This window comes from Hyunsoonleella aestuarii (assembly GCF_006148925.1).
In the GTDB taxonomy this organism is placed as follows: Bacteria; Bacteroidota; Bacteroidia; order Flavobacteriales; family Flavobacteriaceae; genus Algibacter_D; species Algibacter_D aestuarii.
On sequence record NZ_VAWB01000003.1, the window covers coordinates 327,485 to 341,623 of the forward strand.

Sequence of the window (14,139 nt, forward strand, 5' to 3'; positions counted from 1 at the left end):
AGAGCAAATATTATAGAAACAAAGACATGTTTCCACTGTGGGTTAGATTCATCATCTTCCAAAATTATATATGATGACAAATCGTTTTGTTGTAACGGTTGCAAAACTGTGTATGAGATTTTCTCCGAAAACAATTTAACTTGCTATTACGATTTACAGCAAGCTCCAGGGGCAACTCCAAAAGAAATAGAAGGTAAATATAACTTTTTAGACAACTCTAAGATTGTTGAAAACCTGCTTGAATTTAATGATGGCAGAACACAAATTGTCACCTTATACATACCACATATTCATTGCAGTTCTTGTATTTGGATTTTGGAAAACCTAAATAAATTACATCCTTCTATAATTTCATCAATCGTGAATTTTGGAAAGAAAACAGTTCGGGTCAATTATCATACGGAACATTTTTCTTTAAAAGATTTAGTTAAACTTTTAAGTAGTATTGGCTATGAGCCTTTTATAAGCTTAGATGATTATAGCGTTGGAAAAAAGAATGTAGACCGCTCTCTTATTTATAAGCTAGGTGTTGCTGGTTTTGCTTTTGGAAACATAATGTTTTTGTCATTTCCTGAGTATTTTCAGGTGAGTGGATTTTGGATTGAAAAATACGCACCCGTTTTTAGATGGTTGATGTTTGCGTTTTCGTTACCTGTTTTTTTTTACTCTGCACAAGATTATTTCATTTCAGCATATAAAGGGTTACGCTCTAAAATTTTAAATATAGATGTACCCATAGCTTTGGGTGCCGCAGTATTATTTATTAGAAGCACAGCCGAAATAGTTCTGGATATAGGCACCGGATTTTTTGATAGTTTATCAGGTCTTATTTTCTTTTTATTACTTGGAAAGTTTTTTCAGCAGAAAACCTATAGCTTTTTGTCTTTTGAACGCGACTACAAATCCTACTTCCCTATTGGAATTACCAAAATTGATTCTGATAATTCTGAATCATCTATTCAAGTTTATGATATTAAAAAAGGTGATAGACTTTTAATTAGAAATGAAGAATTGATTCCTGTGGATTGTATTTTGATAAAAGGAAAAGCCCGCATTGATTATAGTTTTGTTACTGGAGAATCTGAGGCTGTATCAAAACAATCTGGAGATAAATTATTCGCTGGAGGAAAACAACTAAATGGCAGTATTGAAGTTGATGTTTTAAAAACTGTCGAACAAAGTTACTTGACGCAATTATGGAGTAATGATGTGTTTAGCAAAAATAAAGAAGATGGTTTTACAACTTTAACTAATGCCATTAGTAAGCGATTTACTTATGCTGTTTTAAGCATTGCCTTAATTGCGACAACATATTGGATGTTTGTAGATTCCTCAAAAGCCTTGAATGTATTTACAGCAGTCTTAATAATTGCATGTCCTTGCGCCATTGCTTTGGCTGCACCTTTTACGTTTGGCAACATGCTACGCATTTTTGGTAAGCTAAAATTTTACGCTAAAAATGCTTCAGTTGTTGAGCAATTAGCTGGAATTGACACCATTATTTTTGATAAAACAGGAACTATTACAGCTAATAAAGAAACATCTATTACCTATGATGGGGTTGAACTTTCGGGGGATGAAGAATCACTTTTAAAAAGTACGCTCCGAAATTCTAATCATCCATTAAGTAGGTCGTTATACTCCCTTTTAAATGAAAATGATATTGTGACTTTAGATGCTTACGAAGAGCATATCGGTAAAGGTATTGAAGCCAAACACGATCAAGATTCTATAAAAATTGGTTCTGCGCCTTTTGTCGGTTATACTTCTGAAACTGCTACTTTAAATACCGCAGTCCATATAAGTACCAATAATACCTACAAAGGGAGGTTCACATTTTACAACAAGTATAGAAAAGGGCTTTCTAAATTATTTAATAAACTGAAAAAGGATTATGATTTAGTTATTCTTTCTGGGGATAATTCTGGTGAGCAAGAGAATTTAACGAAGCTACTGCCCGCTAAAACAAAATTATTTTTTAATCAGAAACCTGAAGATAAGCTAGAGTATATAAAACACCATCAAAATTCTGGTGCTAAAGTGCTGATGATTGGAGATGGTTTAAATGATGCAGGTGCTTTGGCACAGAGCAATGTTGGGATTGCGGTTTCGGAGAATGTGAATGTGTTTTCGCCGGCTTGTGATGCGATTATGGATGCTGCAAAATTTAATCAACTATATCATTTCATTAAGGCTTCAAAATCGGCTATAAAAATTATAAAGTGGAGCTTTTTACTATCACTAATTTATAACAGCGTTGGGCTTTATTTTGCAGTTACAGGGCAATTAGCCCCAGTGATTGCTGCAATTTTAATGCCTTTAAGCTCAATTAGTATTGTGGTATTTACCACAATTTGCACCAATGTTTTAGGGCGACAATTAAAATGAAGTTATTACCGAATTTAGCGGGAAGTGCGCTAATAATAGCAACGGATAGGTTACAGCCTGACGAAGGAAGTGTGAGGACTTCTAGTGAATAGCCCGACCTGACAGGGAAACGCCAAAGAAAATTGTATTAACATGACAAATGTCATCTTTTATAATGAACTATGAAATTACTTTTGAAACATAACTTCAATTAGGTATGAGTGTTATATATATTTTACTAGCTATAAGTATTATAGTGGCTATTGTTTTTTTTATAGCCTTTATTGTTGCGGTGAAGCGTGGGCAGTTTGACGACAGCTACACACCTTCGGTGCGCATGTTATTTGAAGACGAATTAATTAAAGACAAATCCAATAAAACGATACTAACCAAAGAAGAATAACAATTATAATTATGGAAATGCAACAATTTCATTACGATAATAAAATCGTTACCAAATTTCTCTACGCAACAATAATTTTTGGTGTTGTTGGAATGCTTGTAGGCCTTATTTTGGCCTTTATGTTTTTATTCCCGAACCTTACGGATGGGATTTCGTGGCTTAGTTTTGGTCGATTGAGGCCTTTACATACAAACGCAGTTATTTTTGCTTTTGTAGGAAACGCCATGTTTGCTGGTATTTACTATTCCTTGCAACGTTTATTAAAAACACGTATGGCAAGCGACCTATTAAGTAATATTAACTTTTGGGGTTGGCAATTAATTATTGTTGCTGCGGCGATTTCACTGCCATTAGGTTACACCACATCTAAAGAATACGCTGAATTAGAATGGCCGATAGATATTGCAATCGCCCTAATTTGGGTAGTTTTTGGTGTGAATATGATTTGGACGATTTTAAAGCGTCGTCAACGTCATTTATATGTGGCAGTATGGTTTTACCTAGCTACTTTTATTACGGTTGCAGTGCTTCATATTTTTAATAGTTTAGAATTACCTGTGAGTGGACTGAAGAGTTACTCTGTTTATGCTGGTGTTCAAGATGCCTTGGTACAATGGTGGTACGGACATAATGCCGTGGCTTTCTTCTTAACCACACCGTTTTTAGGCTTAATGTACTATTTTGTGCCTAAAGCAGCCAACAGACCTGTGTATTCTTATAGACTATCTATTGTTCACTTCTGGTCGTTAATCTTTATATACATTTGGGCAGGACCTCATCACTTATTGTACACTGCCTTACCAGAATGGGCGCAAAATTTAGGTGTAGCTTTCTCAGTAATGCTATTAATGCCTTCTTGGGGTGGTATGATAAACGGACTTTTAACGTTACGTGGAGCATGGGATAAAGTACGTACTGATCCAGTTTTAAAATTTATGGTCGTGGCTATTACGGGATATGGTATGGCAACTTTTGAAGGACCTACTCTATCACTTAAAAACGTAAATGCGATTGCTCACTTTACCGATTGGATTATTGCACACGTGCATGTTGGTGCGCTCGCATGGAATGGATTTATGGCATTTGGTATTATTTATTACTTAATTCCGAGACTATTTAAAACAAAACTTTACTCTTTAGGCTTAGCTAATTTACACTTCTGGTTAGGCACTTTAGGTATCATAATATATGCTTTACCTATGTATGTTGCTGGATTTACACAGGCTAGTATGTGGAAGCAATTTAACCCTGATGGTACTTTGGTTTATGGCAACTTCTTAGAAACAGTTACAGAGATTATCCCAATGTATTGGATGCGTGCTATTGGTGGTACACTTTATATTGTTGGTATGCTAATTTTGGTGTATAACGTCATTGCTACCGTAAGGAATGGTAGTAGCGTACAAGATGAACTAGCTGAAGCTCCAGCTCTTGAGCGGGTAACAAAAAAACGTACATCTAGCGAAGGATGGCATACTTGGTTAGAAAGAAGACCTATTCAACTAACTTTATTAGCAACAGTTGCTATTTTAATTGGTGGTATCATTCAGATTGTACCAACCATTATGGTAAAGTCTAACATCCCAACTATTGCAAGTGTGCACCCATATACACCATTAGAACTAGAGGGTCGAGACATTTACATTCGTGAAGGTTGTGTGGGTTGTCACTCACAAATGATTCGTCCTTTTAGAAGCGAAGTAGAACGCTATGGAGAATACTCCAAAGCAGGAGAGTTTGTTTACGATCACCCGTTCTTGTGGGGAAGTAAACGTACAGGACCAGATTTACATCGTATAGGTGGTAAGTACTCTGATAATTGGCACTTTAACCATATGTACGATCCTCAAAGCACATCTTCTGGATCAATTATGCCACGTTATCCATGGCTAATTACAGGCAGCAGTAGTGAATTAGATAAGTCTCAAACTGAAGCCAAAATGGAAGTTATGGTAACCCTGGGGGTTCCATACACAGAAGAGGATATCGTGAATGCTCAACAGAGTATGTTAGAACAGGGAGCACAAATTGAGCAAAACTTATACAGCGATCCAGATTTTGCCAAGAATTATGAAGCTGATAAAGAATATGCCTCGGATAATGGTGAAGACTTCATAGAAATGAAAAATCGTGAAATTGTAGCACTTATTGCCTACTTGCAACGATTAGGAACAGATATTAACGTAGAATCGGCTCAAAACTAAACATCATGCTAAAATTTGTAAAAAATCATATGGAGAGTATCACTGGGATTGAAATATACCCAATCATCTCCTTACTTATATTTTTCATCTTTTTTGTAGTCTTATTTTGGTGGGTAGCAACTGCTAAGAAAGACTATATAAAAAGTGTGAGTAACCTTCCATTAGACAACCAAAACGACGATATATTATGAGAAATTTAGTTCCATCTTGGATTCGTGTTCCAGTAGCATTCTTTATTATTTTTGGAGCCGTAGAATTCTATATTGATTCTGGAGAAAAACCTGCGTTTATAGAATATCCTCCAGTAATGCTCTTCTTACTTTTAGTACTTTTAATTCTCATAGCAATTGAAGCCATTATTGGTGCTTTAGAAAATGTGATGCTTCATAAACTTGATAAAGAAGCAAAAGCGCGCTTTTTAGCTGAAAAAGAAAACTCGTTTAAGTTTACTTGGTTAAAAGAAACTTATATTAAACTTCTCGGACAGAAACCTCTTGAAGAAGAAGGGGAAATTATTTTGGACCATAATTATGATGGCATCAAAGAGCTAGATAATAACCTTCCTCCTTGGTGGTTATATGGGTTTTATGCAACTATAATTTTTGCAGCTATATACCTAGTAAGATATCACATTTTTGATGGAGACAGTCAATATGATGAATTGGAAACTGAATTGGCTGATGCGAGATTAGCCATAGAACAGTATAAGAAAACTGCAAAGAATTTAGTAGATATCAATACAGTAACATTACTAACAGATGCATCCGACTTAGCCTCTGGCAAGACGATTTTTGAAACAAATTGTGTAGCTTGTCATATGGCAGATGGTGGTGGTGGTATTGGACCAAACTTAACAGATGAGCATTGGATATTAGGAGGCGGTATTAAGAATATTTTCAAAACAGTATCTGAAGGTGGACGCTCTGGAAAAGGAATGATTCCTTGGAAAACACAACTTAAACCACTAGAAATGGCTCAAGTATCTAGTTATGTTCTAAGTTTTCAAGGCACTACACCTGCAAATCCTAAAGATGCAGAAGGTGATATTTGGGTAGATGAAAATACAGCAATAGAAGAGGCTAGTACAAAAGAAACTTCTGAGACTGTAACGAATTCTATTATTTCAGAATAAAAGTATTTAGCTAACTTAAACTATGCTAATTCTAGATAACCAGTCATGTTGCAAAACTTGACTGGTTTCTAAATCAAAAAAACTGTGGAAACCCCAAAAGACGAAATATTTAGAGATTCTATTGGCACTATTACCGAAGATGGTAAGCGCGCATGGGTATTTCCGAAAAAACCTAGTGGTAGATTTTATGAATATAGAAAATATGTGAGCTACTTATTGTTAGCTTTCTTGTTTTTATCTCCATTCTTAAAAATAAACGGCAACCAATTCTTAATGTTCAATGTATTGGAACGTCGTTTTAATATTTTCGGATTTCCATTTTGGCCTCAGGACTTTCATTTATTTGTAATTTCCATGTTGATTGGGGTCGTATTTATCACACTCTTTACAGTGGCATTTGGTCGCATATTTTGTGGATGGATATGTCCGCAAACTATTTTTATGGAAATGGTTTTTAGGCGCATCGAATACTGGATTGAAGGTGATAGAAACAAACAGCGCAAACTAGATAGACAAAAGTGGGATGCTGAAAAAATTAGAAAAAGAGGTATAAAGTTTATAGTATTTGCATTTATCTCATTTTTAATAGCCAATGTGTTTTTAGCTTATTTAATAGGTAGTGATAAACTTATAGAACATATAACAGAAGGACCTTTAGAGAATGTGAGCACCTTAATTTCTCTATTAATTTTTACGGGGGTCTTTTATTTTGTGTTTGCATGGTTTAGAGAGCAAGTATGTATTATTGCATGTCCCTATGGAAGATTACAAGGTGTTTTATTAGATACTAAATCTATTGTTGTGGCTTACGACCACAAACGTGGAGAAGGCGAAAGTGGCAGAAAGAAATTTAGAAAAAATGAAGATCGAGAAGCTTTAGGCCATGGCGATTGTATAGATTGTATGCAATGTGTGCATGTTTGCCCAACGGGAATTGATATTAGAAACGGTACACAACTCGAGTGTGTAAACTGTACAGCTTGTATAGATGAATGCGACCATATAATGGAAAGCATTAATTTACCAAAAGGTTTGATTCGTTATGCTAGTGAGGAAGAAATTGAGAATAACACAAAATTCAAGCTCACACCAAGAATAAAAGGTTACATAGCTGTTCTATCTATATTGATTGGTTTGTTAATTGGCATGTTGTTTTTACGAAACGATGTTGAAGCCAATGTTTTAAGATTACCTGGACAGTTGTATGAACATAAAGAGAATAATATAATTAGTAATGTGTTTACTTATAAATTGGTAAATAAAACTAGTAATGATATTAATCAGGTGACATTTAAACTGATGTCTCACAAAGGCACTTTAAGACTAGTTTCCACAAGCGAAGATTTCATAGTACCACGCCAGGGAATAGCTGAAGGAACTTTGTTTATTGAGATTAATAATTCAGCATTATCTGGAGATAGAAATAAAATTAAAATAGGTGTATTTAAAGATGATAAACTTATTGAAACTACCACGGCCAATTTTTTAGGTCCACGTAGTTTTAAATAACTAGTAACATTATGAATTAATACCAAAACATAAAGATTATGAAAATTAATTGGGGTACCGGAATTGTATTAGCATTTATTGGCTTTATTGCCTTTATAATGTACTTTATTGTGAGCATGAATATTAATGACAAGTATAACCATGACTTGGTTAGTGAGGATTATTATGCTGATGAATTGCAATATCAAAATGAAATTAACAAGCTTAAAAATTCTGAAACTTTAGAGAATAATATTGGCTATCAAAAAACTACAGATGGCTTATTAATAAAATTTCCAAAAGAACTAGACTACACCAAAATCAAAGGAAAAATGTTCCTATATAGACCATCTAACAAACAACTAGACTTTGAAACTGCTATTTCATTGTCTAATCCATATTTGCTCATACCTGACAAACGTTTGGTAGATGGTCGTTGGAACATTATTATTGATTGGCAATATAATGGAAAATCATATTTATTTAAAGAATCTATAAATTATTAGCATGCTATTATCTGCCTTCATATTAGGTTTACTGGGGAGTTTTCATTGCATAGGCATGTGCGGTCCCATTGCCTTTATGTTGCCTGTGGACAGAAGTAATTCCCTTAAAAAAGTATCACAAATAACTATTTACCATTTTGGCAGGCTATTAGCATATAGCATTATTGGACTTGTATTTGGCCTAATTGGTAAAAGTCTTTACATATTTGGATTTCAACAACAACTCTCCATAGTAATTGGAATACTAATGATATTAGTGGTACTCATTCCTCAAAAGACATTTAATAAATATAATTTTTCTAAACCTGTTTATAAAGCCATTTCAAAAGTAAAATCGGCCTTAGGATCGGCACTAAAAAAGAAAACGATGGACACGTTTTTAACAATTGGTTTCTTGAATGGTTTTTTACCCTGCGGTCTAGTTTACATGGCATTGATTGCCGCAATGGCTGGTGGTAATGCTGCTAATGGCAGTTTATATATGACCATTTTTGGTTTAGGGACTATTCCTCTTATGACTACAGCCATATATTTAAGCCATTTTCTAAAAGGTTCTGCTAGACGATACATCCAAAAAATTATTCCGGTATTTGTTGTTTTTATTGGCGTACTTTTTATCATACGTGGTTTAGGCCTAGGTATTCCTTACCTCTCTCCTGCTCCGGTCTACGATATGGTTTCCAATGGTGTTAATTGCCATTAAAAGAATTAAAACTGCCTTATTATTTGTTGGTTTTTGACTTTGAAAATTAATTTATATAATTAATTATCTACTGTTTAAGTAAACTAAAACTGTTCCATAAGAAATATTTATGAGTGTTATTTACAAAATCAATAGTTTTATTTACTGATGTAATAGTATTACTATTATATTTGCAATCAAATTTATTATTTATGGATTCATTACTTTCAAATTTAAAAATTGCTGTCCCAGAGAAAATCTATGTAAAAGATCCTGAGTCTTCAGATTTAGGCAAAAGAATTATAGAACACAGCATTGTCATAATAGATGAAATAGGATTTGATAGCTTTACATTTAAAAAGTTAGGAAGTTTAATTGGTTCTAACGAAAGTTCAGTATATCGCTATTTTGAAAGCAAGCATAAACTATTACTTTATTTATCCTCATGGTATTGGGCTTGGATTGAATATCAGTTAGTGTTTGAAACGCATTCACTTAATCCTTCAAATAAACTGGAAAAGGCAATTGAAATTGTAACCAGAACAATTAAAAAAGATTCTAAATATTCACATATTAATGAAGTAGTTCTAAATAGAATTATGATTAATGAAAACTCAAAATCATTCTTAACAAAGGAAGTAGATAAAGAAAATAAGGAAGGGTATTTTATTGTTTATAAACGTATTGTTCACAGAATAAGAGATATGATTATTGATGTTAACTCAAAATATAAATTCCCCTCTAGTTTAGCTAGTACTATATTAGAAGGAGGTTTACATCAACATTTTTTAAAGGATCATTTCTCATCAATAACAGACTGCAAACCTGGTGTAACACCAACACATTTTTACACAAACTTGGTTCTTAATACCCTGAAATCATAATTATGAAAAATAAACAAATGACCCCTTGGCAACGTTTAGTAGGTTTACTTCAACTAGAGAAAAGAGATATTCTTCAGATTTTCTATTATGCGATATTTGCTGGAATTGTAGCTTTATCACTGCCACTCGGCATTCAAGCTATTATTAATTTAATACAAGGTGCTCAAATATCAACATCTTGGATTATTTTGGTAATCATTGTTACTGTAGGTGTGGCTTTTTCTGGTGCATTACAATTGATGCAGTTACGAATAATTGAAACCATTCAGCAAAGAATCTTCACTCGATCTTCTTTCGAATTGGCTTATCGTTTCCCAAAAATAAAAATGGTGGAACTAAGAAACTATTATCCACCAGAATTGGCTAATCGTTTCTTTGATACTTTAACCATTCAAAAAAGTTTATCCAAAATATTAATCGATGTTCCAACAGCAGTCCTGCAAATTTTATTTGCTTTAATTCTGCTATCATTTTATCATCCTTTCTTTATCATTTTTGGATTGTTATTGCTTATTCTCGTGTTTGTGGTATTTAAATTCACAGCTATAAGAGGTTTGGAAACAAGTTTAAAAGAGTCTAAAAATAAGTATAAAGTTGCCCATTGGATACAAGAAATTGCACGATCAGTTATTAGTTTTAAGTTGTCTGGCAGCACCAATTTAGGTGTTAATAAGAATGACGAACTGGTTAGTGACTACTTAAAAGCAAGAGAAAGTCATTTTCAGGTTTTAATGTTACAATTTATTCAAATGATAAGCTTCAAGGTTATTGTAACAGCCAGTTTACTGCTAATTGGTGGAGCCTTGGTACTTAATCAGGAAATGAATATTGGTCAGTTTGTAGCTGCGGAAATCATCATAATTTTAGTTATAGCCTCTGTTGAAAAATTAATTCTTGGACTAGAATCGTTTTATGACACATTAACCTCTTTGGAAAAAATAGGTCAGATTGTTGACAAAGATCTCGAAAGTCAAGAAGGTGAAGCATTACAATTTAGCAAAGGCATCAACATTGAATTGGAAGATGTTGGTTACGAAGTAGAGAATAGAGATAAGCATATTTTAAAAGGTATATCTCTAAAAATCAATTCAAAAAGTCGTATTCTCATAAAAGGAGAAAGCGGGTCTGGTAAATCTACACTGCTCCGATTAATCTCCGGAGTTATTCAGGCAACATCTGGTCATGTGTACGTAAATGATATGTCCATAAGCAGTCTTCATTTAAACTTTTACAGATCACAATTAGGATTATCCTTATCTGATGAAACCCCTTTTGAAGGTTCTATAAGAGAAAATTTAACTTTTAGTAATACGTCTATTACAGATGATAAAATACATGAAATATTGGAGATTGTTGGATTAAAGTCATTCATTAAGGAGCAACCTGAAGGCTTAAGCACAATCTTGTACCCAGATGGTAGGCAAATGTCATATACCTTATCTAAAAAGATTGTTTTAGCAAGAGCTATATTAAAAGCACCAAAAGTCCTAATTCTTGAAGACGCATTAGACAGGTTCAATGAGGAAGAAACTATGTCCATTGTGGACTACCTTTCTCACAATGACAGACCTTGGGGGCTTATTGTAGTAAGTAGCAGTGATATTTGGTTAAATAAATGTAGTGAAATTATAACCTTGGAAAGAGGAAGAATTCAATCTAAAAAGAATTAAGCTATGCTAAATATATCTCATAACCAATTGAATAAAAAAATAGATTTATCAAGGTATAAATCTGGTAAAGACATTATGACGAAGGAATACTACAAATACTTTAATAGGTTTTTACTAGCAGCCGCAGTCATGCTTTTTATTGTGTTGTTTTTACCTTGGACACAAAATATTACTGGAGATGGTATCGTAACAACGTTAAAACCAAACCAACGTCCGCAGCACATACAATCACAGATACCTGGTCGTATTGAGCAATGGTATGTTCAAGAAGGTGATTTTGTAGAAGCTGGAGATACTATCTTACGAATATCGGAAGTTAAAAGTGACTACTTTGATGACAAATTAGTCGAGCGCACCAACGAGCAAATTCAAGCAAAGTCCTCGTCTGTTAATGCCTATGCCGGTAAAGTCGACGCATTAAACAGGCAAATTTCGGCATTAAAGAACGAACAAAAATTAAAACTGGAGCAAACCAAGAATAAATTGATGCAGTCTCAATTAAAAGTAAAGAGCGACAGTATTGATTTGGAGGCTTCAAAAACCAATTTAAAAATTGCTGAAACACAATTTAATCGTATTAAAACATTACAGGAAGAAGGCTTAAAAGCAGTTAAAGATGTTGAAGAAAAACGATTAAAACTTCAGGAAACTCAGGCTAAATTTATTTCTCAAGAAAATAAATATTTGGCCAGTCAGAACGAGGTGATAAATGCTAGATTAGAATTATCTAGAACCAATGCATCCTATTCAGATAAGATATCTAAAGCGCAAAGTGACATGTTCACTGCTCAATCAAGTGGGTTCGATACCAAAGCTCAGGTAACTAAACTTGAAAATGCTTATACGAATTACAAGAAAAGAAATAGTTTATTATATGTAACTGCTCCACAAAGTGGTTATATTAATAGAGCACTTACCGGCGGTATCGGTGTAACTTTTAAAGAGGGCGAAGAACTAGTAGGCATCATGCCATCTAAATACGACTTAGCTGTAGAAACTTTTGTGAGACCTATAGATTTGCCTTTACTACATATTGATGAAAAAGTACGTGTACAATTCGATGGGTGGCCAGCAATAGTTTTTAGTGGGTGGCCAAATGTATCATACGGAACTTATGGAGCAAAAGTAGTTGCTATTGAAAGGTTTATTAGTGATAATGGTAAATACAGAGTGTTATTAGCACCAGACGAGACAGACCATGTGTGGCCAGAAGCCATACGTGTAGGTTCGGGGGCAAAAACTATTGCACTATTGGAGGATGTACCTATTTGGTTCGAGCTATGGCGACAAATAAACAGCTTCCCTCCTAACTATTATCAACCCTTAGATAGTAAAACGGCATTAAAAAAAGATAAACAATGAGAATTACTTTCTTATATATATTGCTATTCTTAAGCGGATTACTGTCAGCTCAAGATTCAACTTCAGTTATGTCACTTTCTGAATATTTGGGCTATGTTAAATCTTTCCACCCCATTGTAAAGCAAGCTAACCTTGTTATAAACGAAAGCGAAGCTAAGCTATTGAAAGCGCGCGGCGCCTTCGACCCTAAATTGGAAGTAGATTACGATAGGAAAAAATTCAAGAATTCAGATTATTTCGACAAGCTCAATGCAACATTTAAAATACCAACTTGGTATGGTGTTGAATTAAAGGGGAATTTTGAAGAAAATACTGGTGATTTTTTAAATCCAGAGGCTAATATACCAATAGAAGGTTTATATAGTGCTGGCGTATCTGTATCTCTAGCGCGTGGTTTTCTGGCCAATGAACGCATGGCCATGCTTAAACAAGCAAAACTATATGTAAAACAGGCAAAAGCAGATAGGCAATTATATGTAAACAACATTCTATATGATGCTACAGTTACTTATTTCAATTGGCTAAGAACCTATAATGAAAAACGTGTTTATGAAGATTTTTTAACAAATGCACAAATGCGTTTTGATGGTATAAAAAAGAGCTATGAAGTTGGAGATAAACCGGCTATAGATACTTTAGAAGCCAGAATAGCTCTGAATAACCGTAAACTAAACCTTGAAAAATCCCGAATTAAATATGTTAAATCATCGTTAGAACTTTCTAATTTTTTATGGCTAAATGATAATACACCTATCGAGATTAAGGATGTAGTTATTCCAGATGTCGATACTTTAGAGAACATAGATTTAACCTTGAATACTTCAGGATTAGATATTGCAAGTTTTGATCTACAAAATCATCCAAAACTGCAATCTTTAGATTATAAATTTGAAAGTTTAACGGTTGAAAAACGCTTAAAATTGAATAACCTTTTACCTCGTGTCGACTTACAATACAATTTCTTATCACAAACTCCTGAAATTGCAAGATCGTTTAGTACATCAGCTTATAAAAGTGGTTTAAATATAAGTTTTCCTTTGTTCTTAAGGAAAGAACGTGGCGATTTGAAGTTAGCAAAATTAAAACTTCAGGATACTCGATTTGAAATTCAATCGACAAGAGTTACTTTAAAGAATAAAATAGACGCCATAACTCAAGAATTAGATTCTTATGTCTTACAGAATGATTATACCAAAACCATTGTAGAAGATTACACGACAATGTTAAGTGCTGAAGAACGAAAATTCTTCTTAGGAGAAAGCTCTTTGTTTTTAGTTAACTCGCGAGAATCTAAATTAATTGATGCCAAGTTAAAAGCTATAGATATTGAGAATAGCTTTTTTAAAACAAAGGCACGTTTGTTTAATGTACTAGCAATTCCAGATTTTAATATAAACTAACAAGAGGCCCTTAATGAGCCTCTTGCATTGAATATTGGGTG

At 33.8% G+C, this 14,139-nt stretch carries 12 protein-coding genes; all 12 read left to right on the forward strand.

The window, feature by feature from the left end:
- Nucleotides 1-12: 12 nt before the first annotated feature.
- The gene (locus tag FEF17_RS13745; RefSeq protein ID WP_139003047.1) at nt 13-2,388 is read left to right on the forward strand and encodes a heavy metal translocating P-type ATPase; all 2,376 of its coding nucleotides are present in this window, start codon (nt 13-15) and stop codon (nt 2,386-2,388) included.
- Nucleotides 2,389-2,584: 196 nt separating this feature from the next.
- On the forward strand, nt 2,585-2,770 hold the full coding sequence (ccoS, locus tag FEF17_RS13750) for a cbb3-type cytochrome oxidase assembly protein CcoS (RefSeq protein ID WP_139002989.1): 186 nt from the start codon (nt 2,585-2,587) through the stop codon (nt 2,768-2,770).
- An 11-nt stretch (nt 2,771-2,781) separates the two neighbouring features.
- Nucleotides 2,782-4,974, forward strand: a complete 2,193-nt coding sequence (gene ccoN, locus FEF17_RS13755; RefSeq protein WP_139002990.1) for a cytochrome-c oxidase, cbb3-type subunit I — start codon at nt 2,782-2,784, stop codon at nt 4,972-4,974.
- A 5-nt stretch (nt 4,975-4,979) separates the two neighbouring features.
- The gene (locus FEF17_RS13760; RefSeq protein WP_139002991.1) at nt 4,980-5,165 is read left to right on the forward strand and encodes a CcoQ/FixQ family Cbb3-type cytochrome c oxidase assembly chaperone; all 186 of its coding nucleotides are present in this window, start codon (nt 4,980-4,982) and stop codon (nt 5,163-5,165) included.
- On the forward strand, nt 5,162-6,106 hold the full coding sequence (locus FEF17_RS13765) for a cbb3-type cytochrome c oxidase N-terminal domain-containing protein (protein WP_139002992.1): 945 nt from the start codon (nt 5,162-5,164) through the stop codon (nt 6,104-6,106). Before FEF17_RS13760 ends, FEF17_RS13765 begins: the two co-directional genes overlap by 4 nt.
- A gap of 84 nt (nt 6,107-6,190) precedes the next feature.
- Nucleotides 6,191-7,615: a cytochrome c oxidase accessory protein CcoG gene (gene ccoG / locus FEF17_RS13770; RefSeq protein ID WP_139002993.1), complete on the forward strand. Its 1,425-nt coding sequence runs from the start codon at nt 6,191-6,193 to the stop codon at nt 7,613-7,615.
- Between the two features lie 38 nt (nt 7,616-7,653).
- On the forward strand, nt 7,654-8,100 hold the full coding sequence (locus FEF17_RS13775) for a FixH family protein (RefSeq protein ID WP_139002994.1): 447 nt from the start codon (nt 7,654-7,656) through the stop codon (nt 8,098-8,100).
- Between the two features lies 1 nt (nt 8,101).
- A complete protein-coding gene (locus FEF17_RS13780) occupies nt 8,102-8,803 on the forward strand; it encodes a sulfite exporter TauE/SafE family protein (RefSeq protein ID WP_139002995.1) in 702 nt (233 codons plus the stop codon).
- 191 nt (nt 8,804-8,994) lie between these two features.
- Nucleotides 8,995-9,666, forward strand: coding sequence for a TetR/AcrR family transcriptional regulator (locus tag FEF17_RS13785; protein WP_139002996.1), 672 nt, complete (start codon nt 8,995-8,997; stop codon nt 9,664-9,666).
- A 2-nt stretch (nt 9,667-9,668) separates the two neighbouring features.
- On the forward strand, nt 9,669-11,336 hold the full coding sequence (locus tag FEF17_RS13790; RefSeq protein ID WP_139002997.1) for a peptidase domain-containing ABC transporter: 1,668 nt from the start codon (nt 9,669-9,671) through the stop codon (nt 11,334-11,336).
- A 3-nt stretch (nt 11,337-11,339) separates the two neighbouring features.
- Entirely contained in the window at nt 11,340-12,698 is a 1,359-nt protein-coding gene (locus FEF17_RS13795) for an HlyD family secretion protein (RefSeq protein WP_139002998.1), read from the forward strand.
- Complete coding sequence (locus FEF17_RS13800) at nt 12,695-14,098, forward strand: TolC family protein (protein ID WP_139002999.1); 1,404 nt, start codon at nt 12,695-12,697, stop codon at nt 14,096-14,098. Before FEF17_RS13795 ends, FEF17_RS13800 begins: the two co-directional genes overlap by 4 nt.
- Nucleotides 14,099-14,139 lie beyond the last annotated feature (41 nt).

What these genes read in the sequence shown, in the direction of transcription:
- ccoS (WP_139002989.1), top strand. Translation starts at nt 2,585, where the DNA reads ATGAGTGTTATATATATTTTACTAGCTATAAGTATTATAGTGGCTATT.
- FEF17_RS13760 (WP_139002991.1), top strand. Translation starts at nt 4,980, where the DNA reads ATGCTAAAATTTGTAAAAAATCATATGGAGAGTATCACTGGGATTGAA.
- FEF17_RS13800 (WP_139002999.1), top strand. Translation starts at nt 12,695, where the DNA reads ATGAGAATTACTTTCTTATATATATTGCTATTCTTAAGCGGATTACTG.
- FEF17_RS13790 (WP_139002997.1), top strand. Translation starts at nt 9,669, where the DNA reads ATGAAAAATAAACAAATGACCCCTTGGCAACGTTTAGTAGGTTTACTT.
- FEF17_RS13775 (WP_139002994.1), top strand. Translation starts at nt 7,654, where the DNA reads ATGAAAATTAATTGGGGTACCGGAATTGTATTAGCATTTATTGGCTTT.
- FEF17_RS13780 (WP_139002995.1), top strand. Translation starts at nt 8,102, where the DNA reads ATGCTATTATCTGCCTTCATATTAGGTTTACTGGGGAGTTTTCATTGC.
- FEF17_RS13795 (WP_139002998.1), top strand. Translation starts at nt 11,340, where the DNA reads ATGCTAAATATATCTCATAACCAATTGAATAAAAAAATAGATTTATCA.
- FEF17_RS13765 (WP_139002992.1), top strand. Translation starts at nt 5,162, where the DNA reads ATGAGAAATTTAGTTCCATCTTGGATTCGTGTTCCAGTAGCATTCTTT.
- FEF17_RS13785 (WP_139002996.1), top strand. Translation starts at nt 8,995, where the DNA reads ATGGATTCATTACTTTCAAATTTAAAAATTGCTGTCCCAGAGAAAATC.
- ccoN (WP_139002990.1), top strand. Translation starts at nt 2,782, where the DNA reads ATGGAAATGCAACAATTTCATTACGATAATAAAATCGTTACCAAATTT.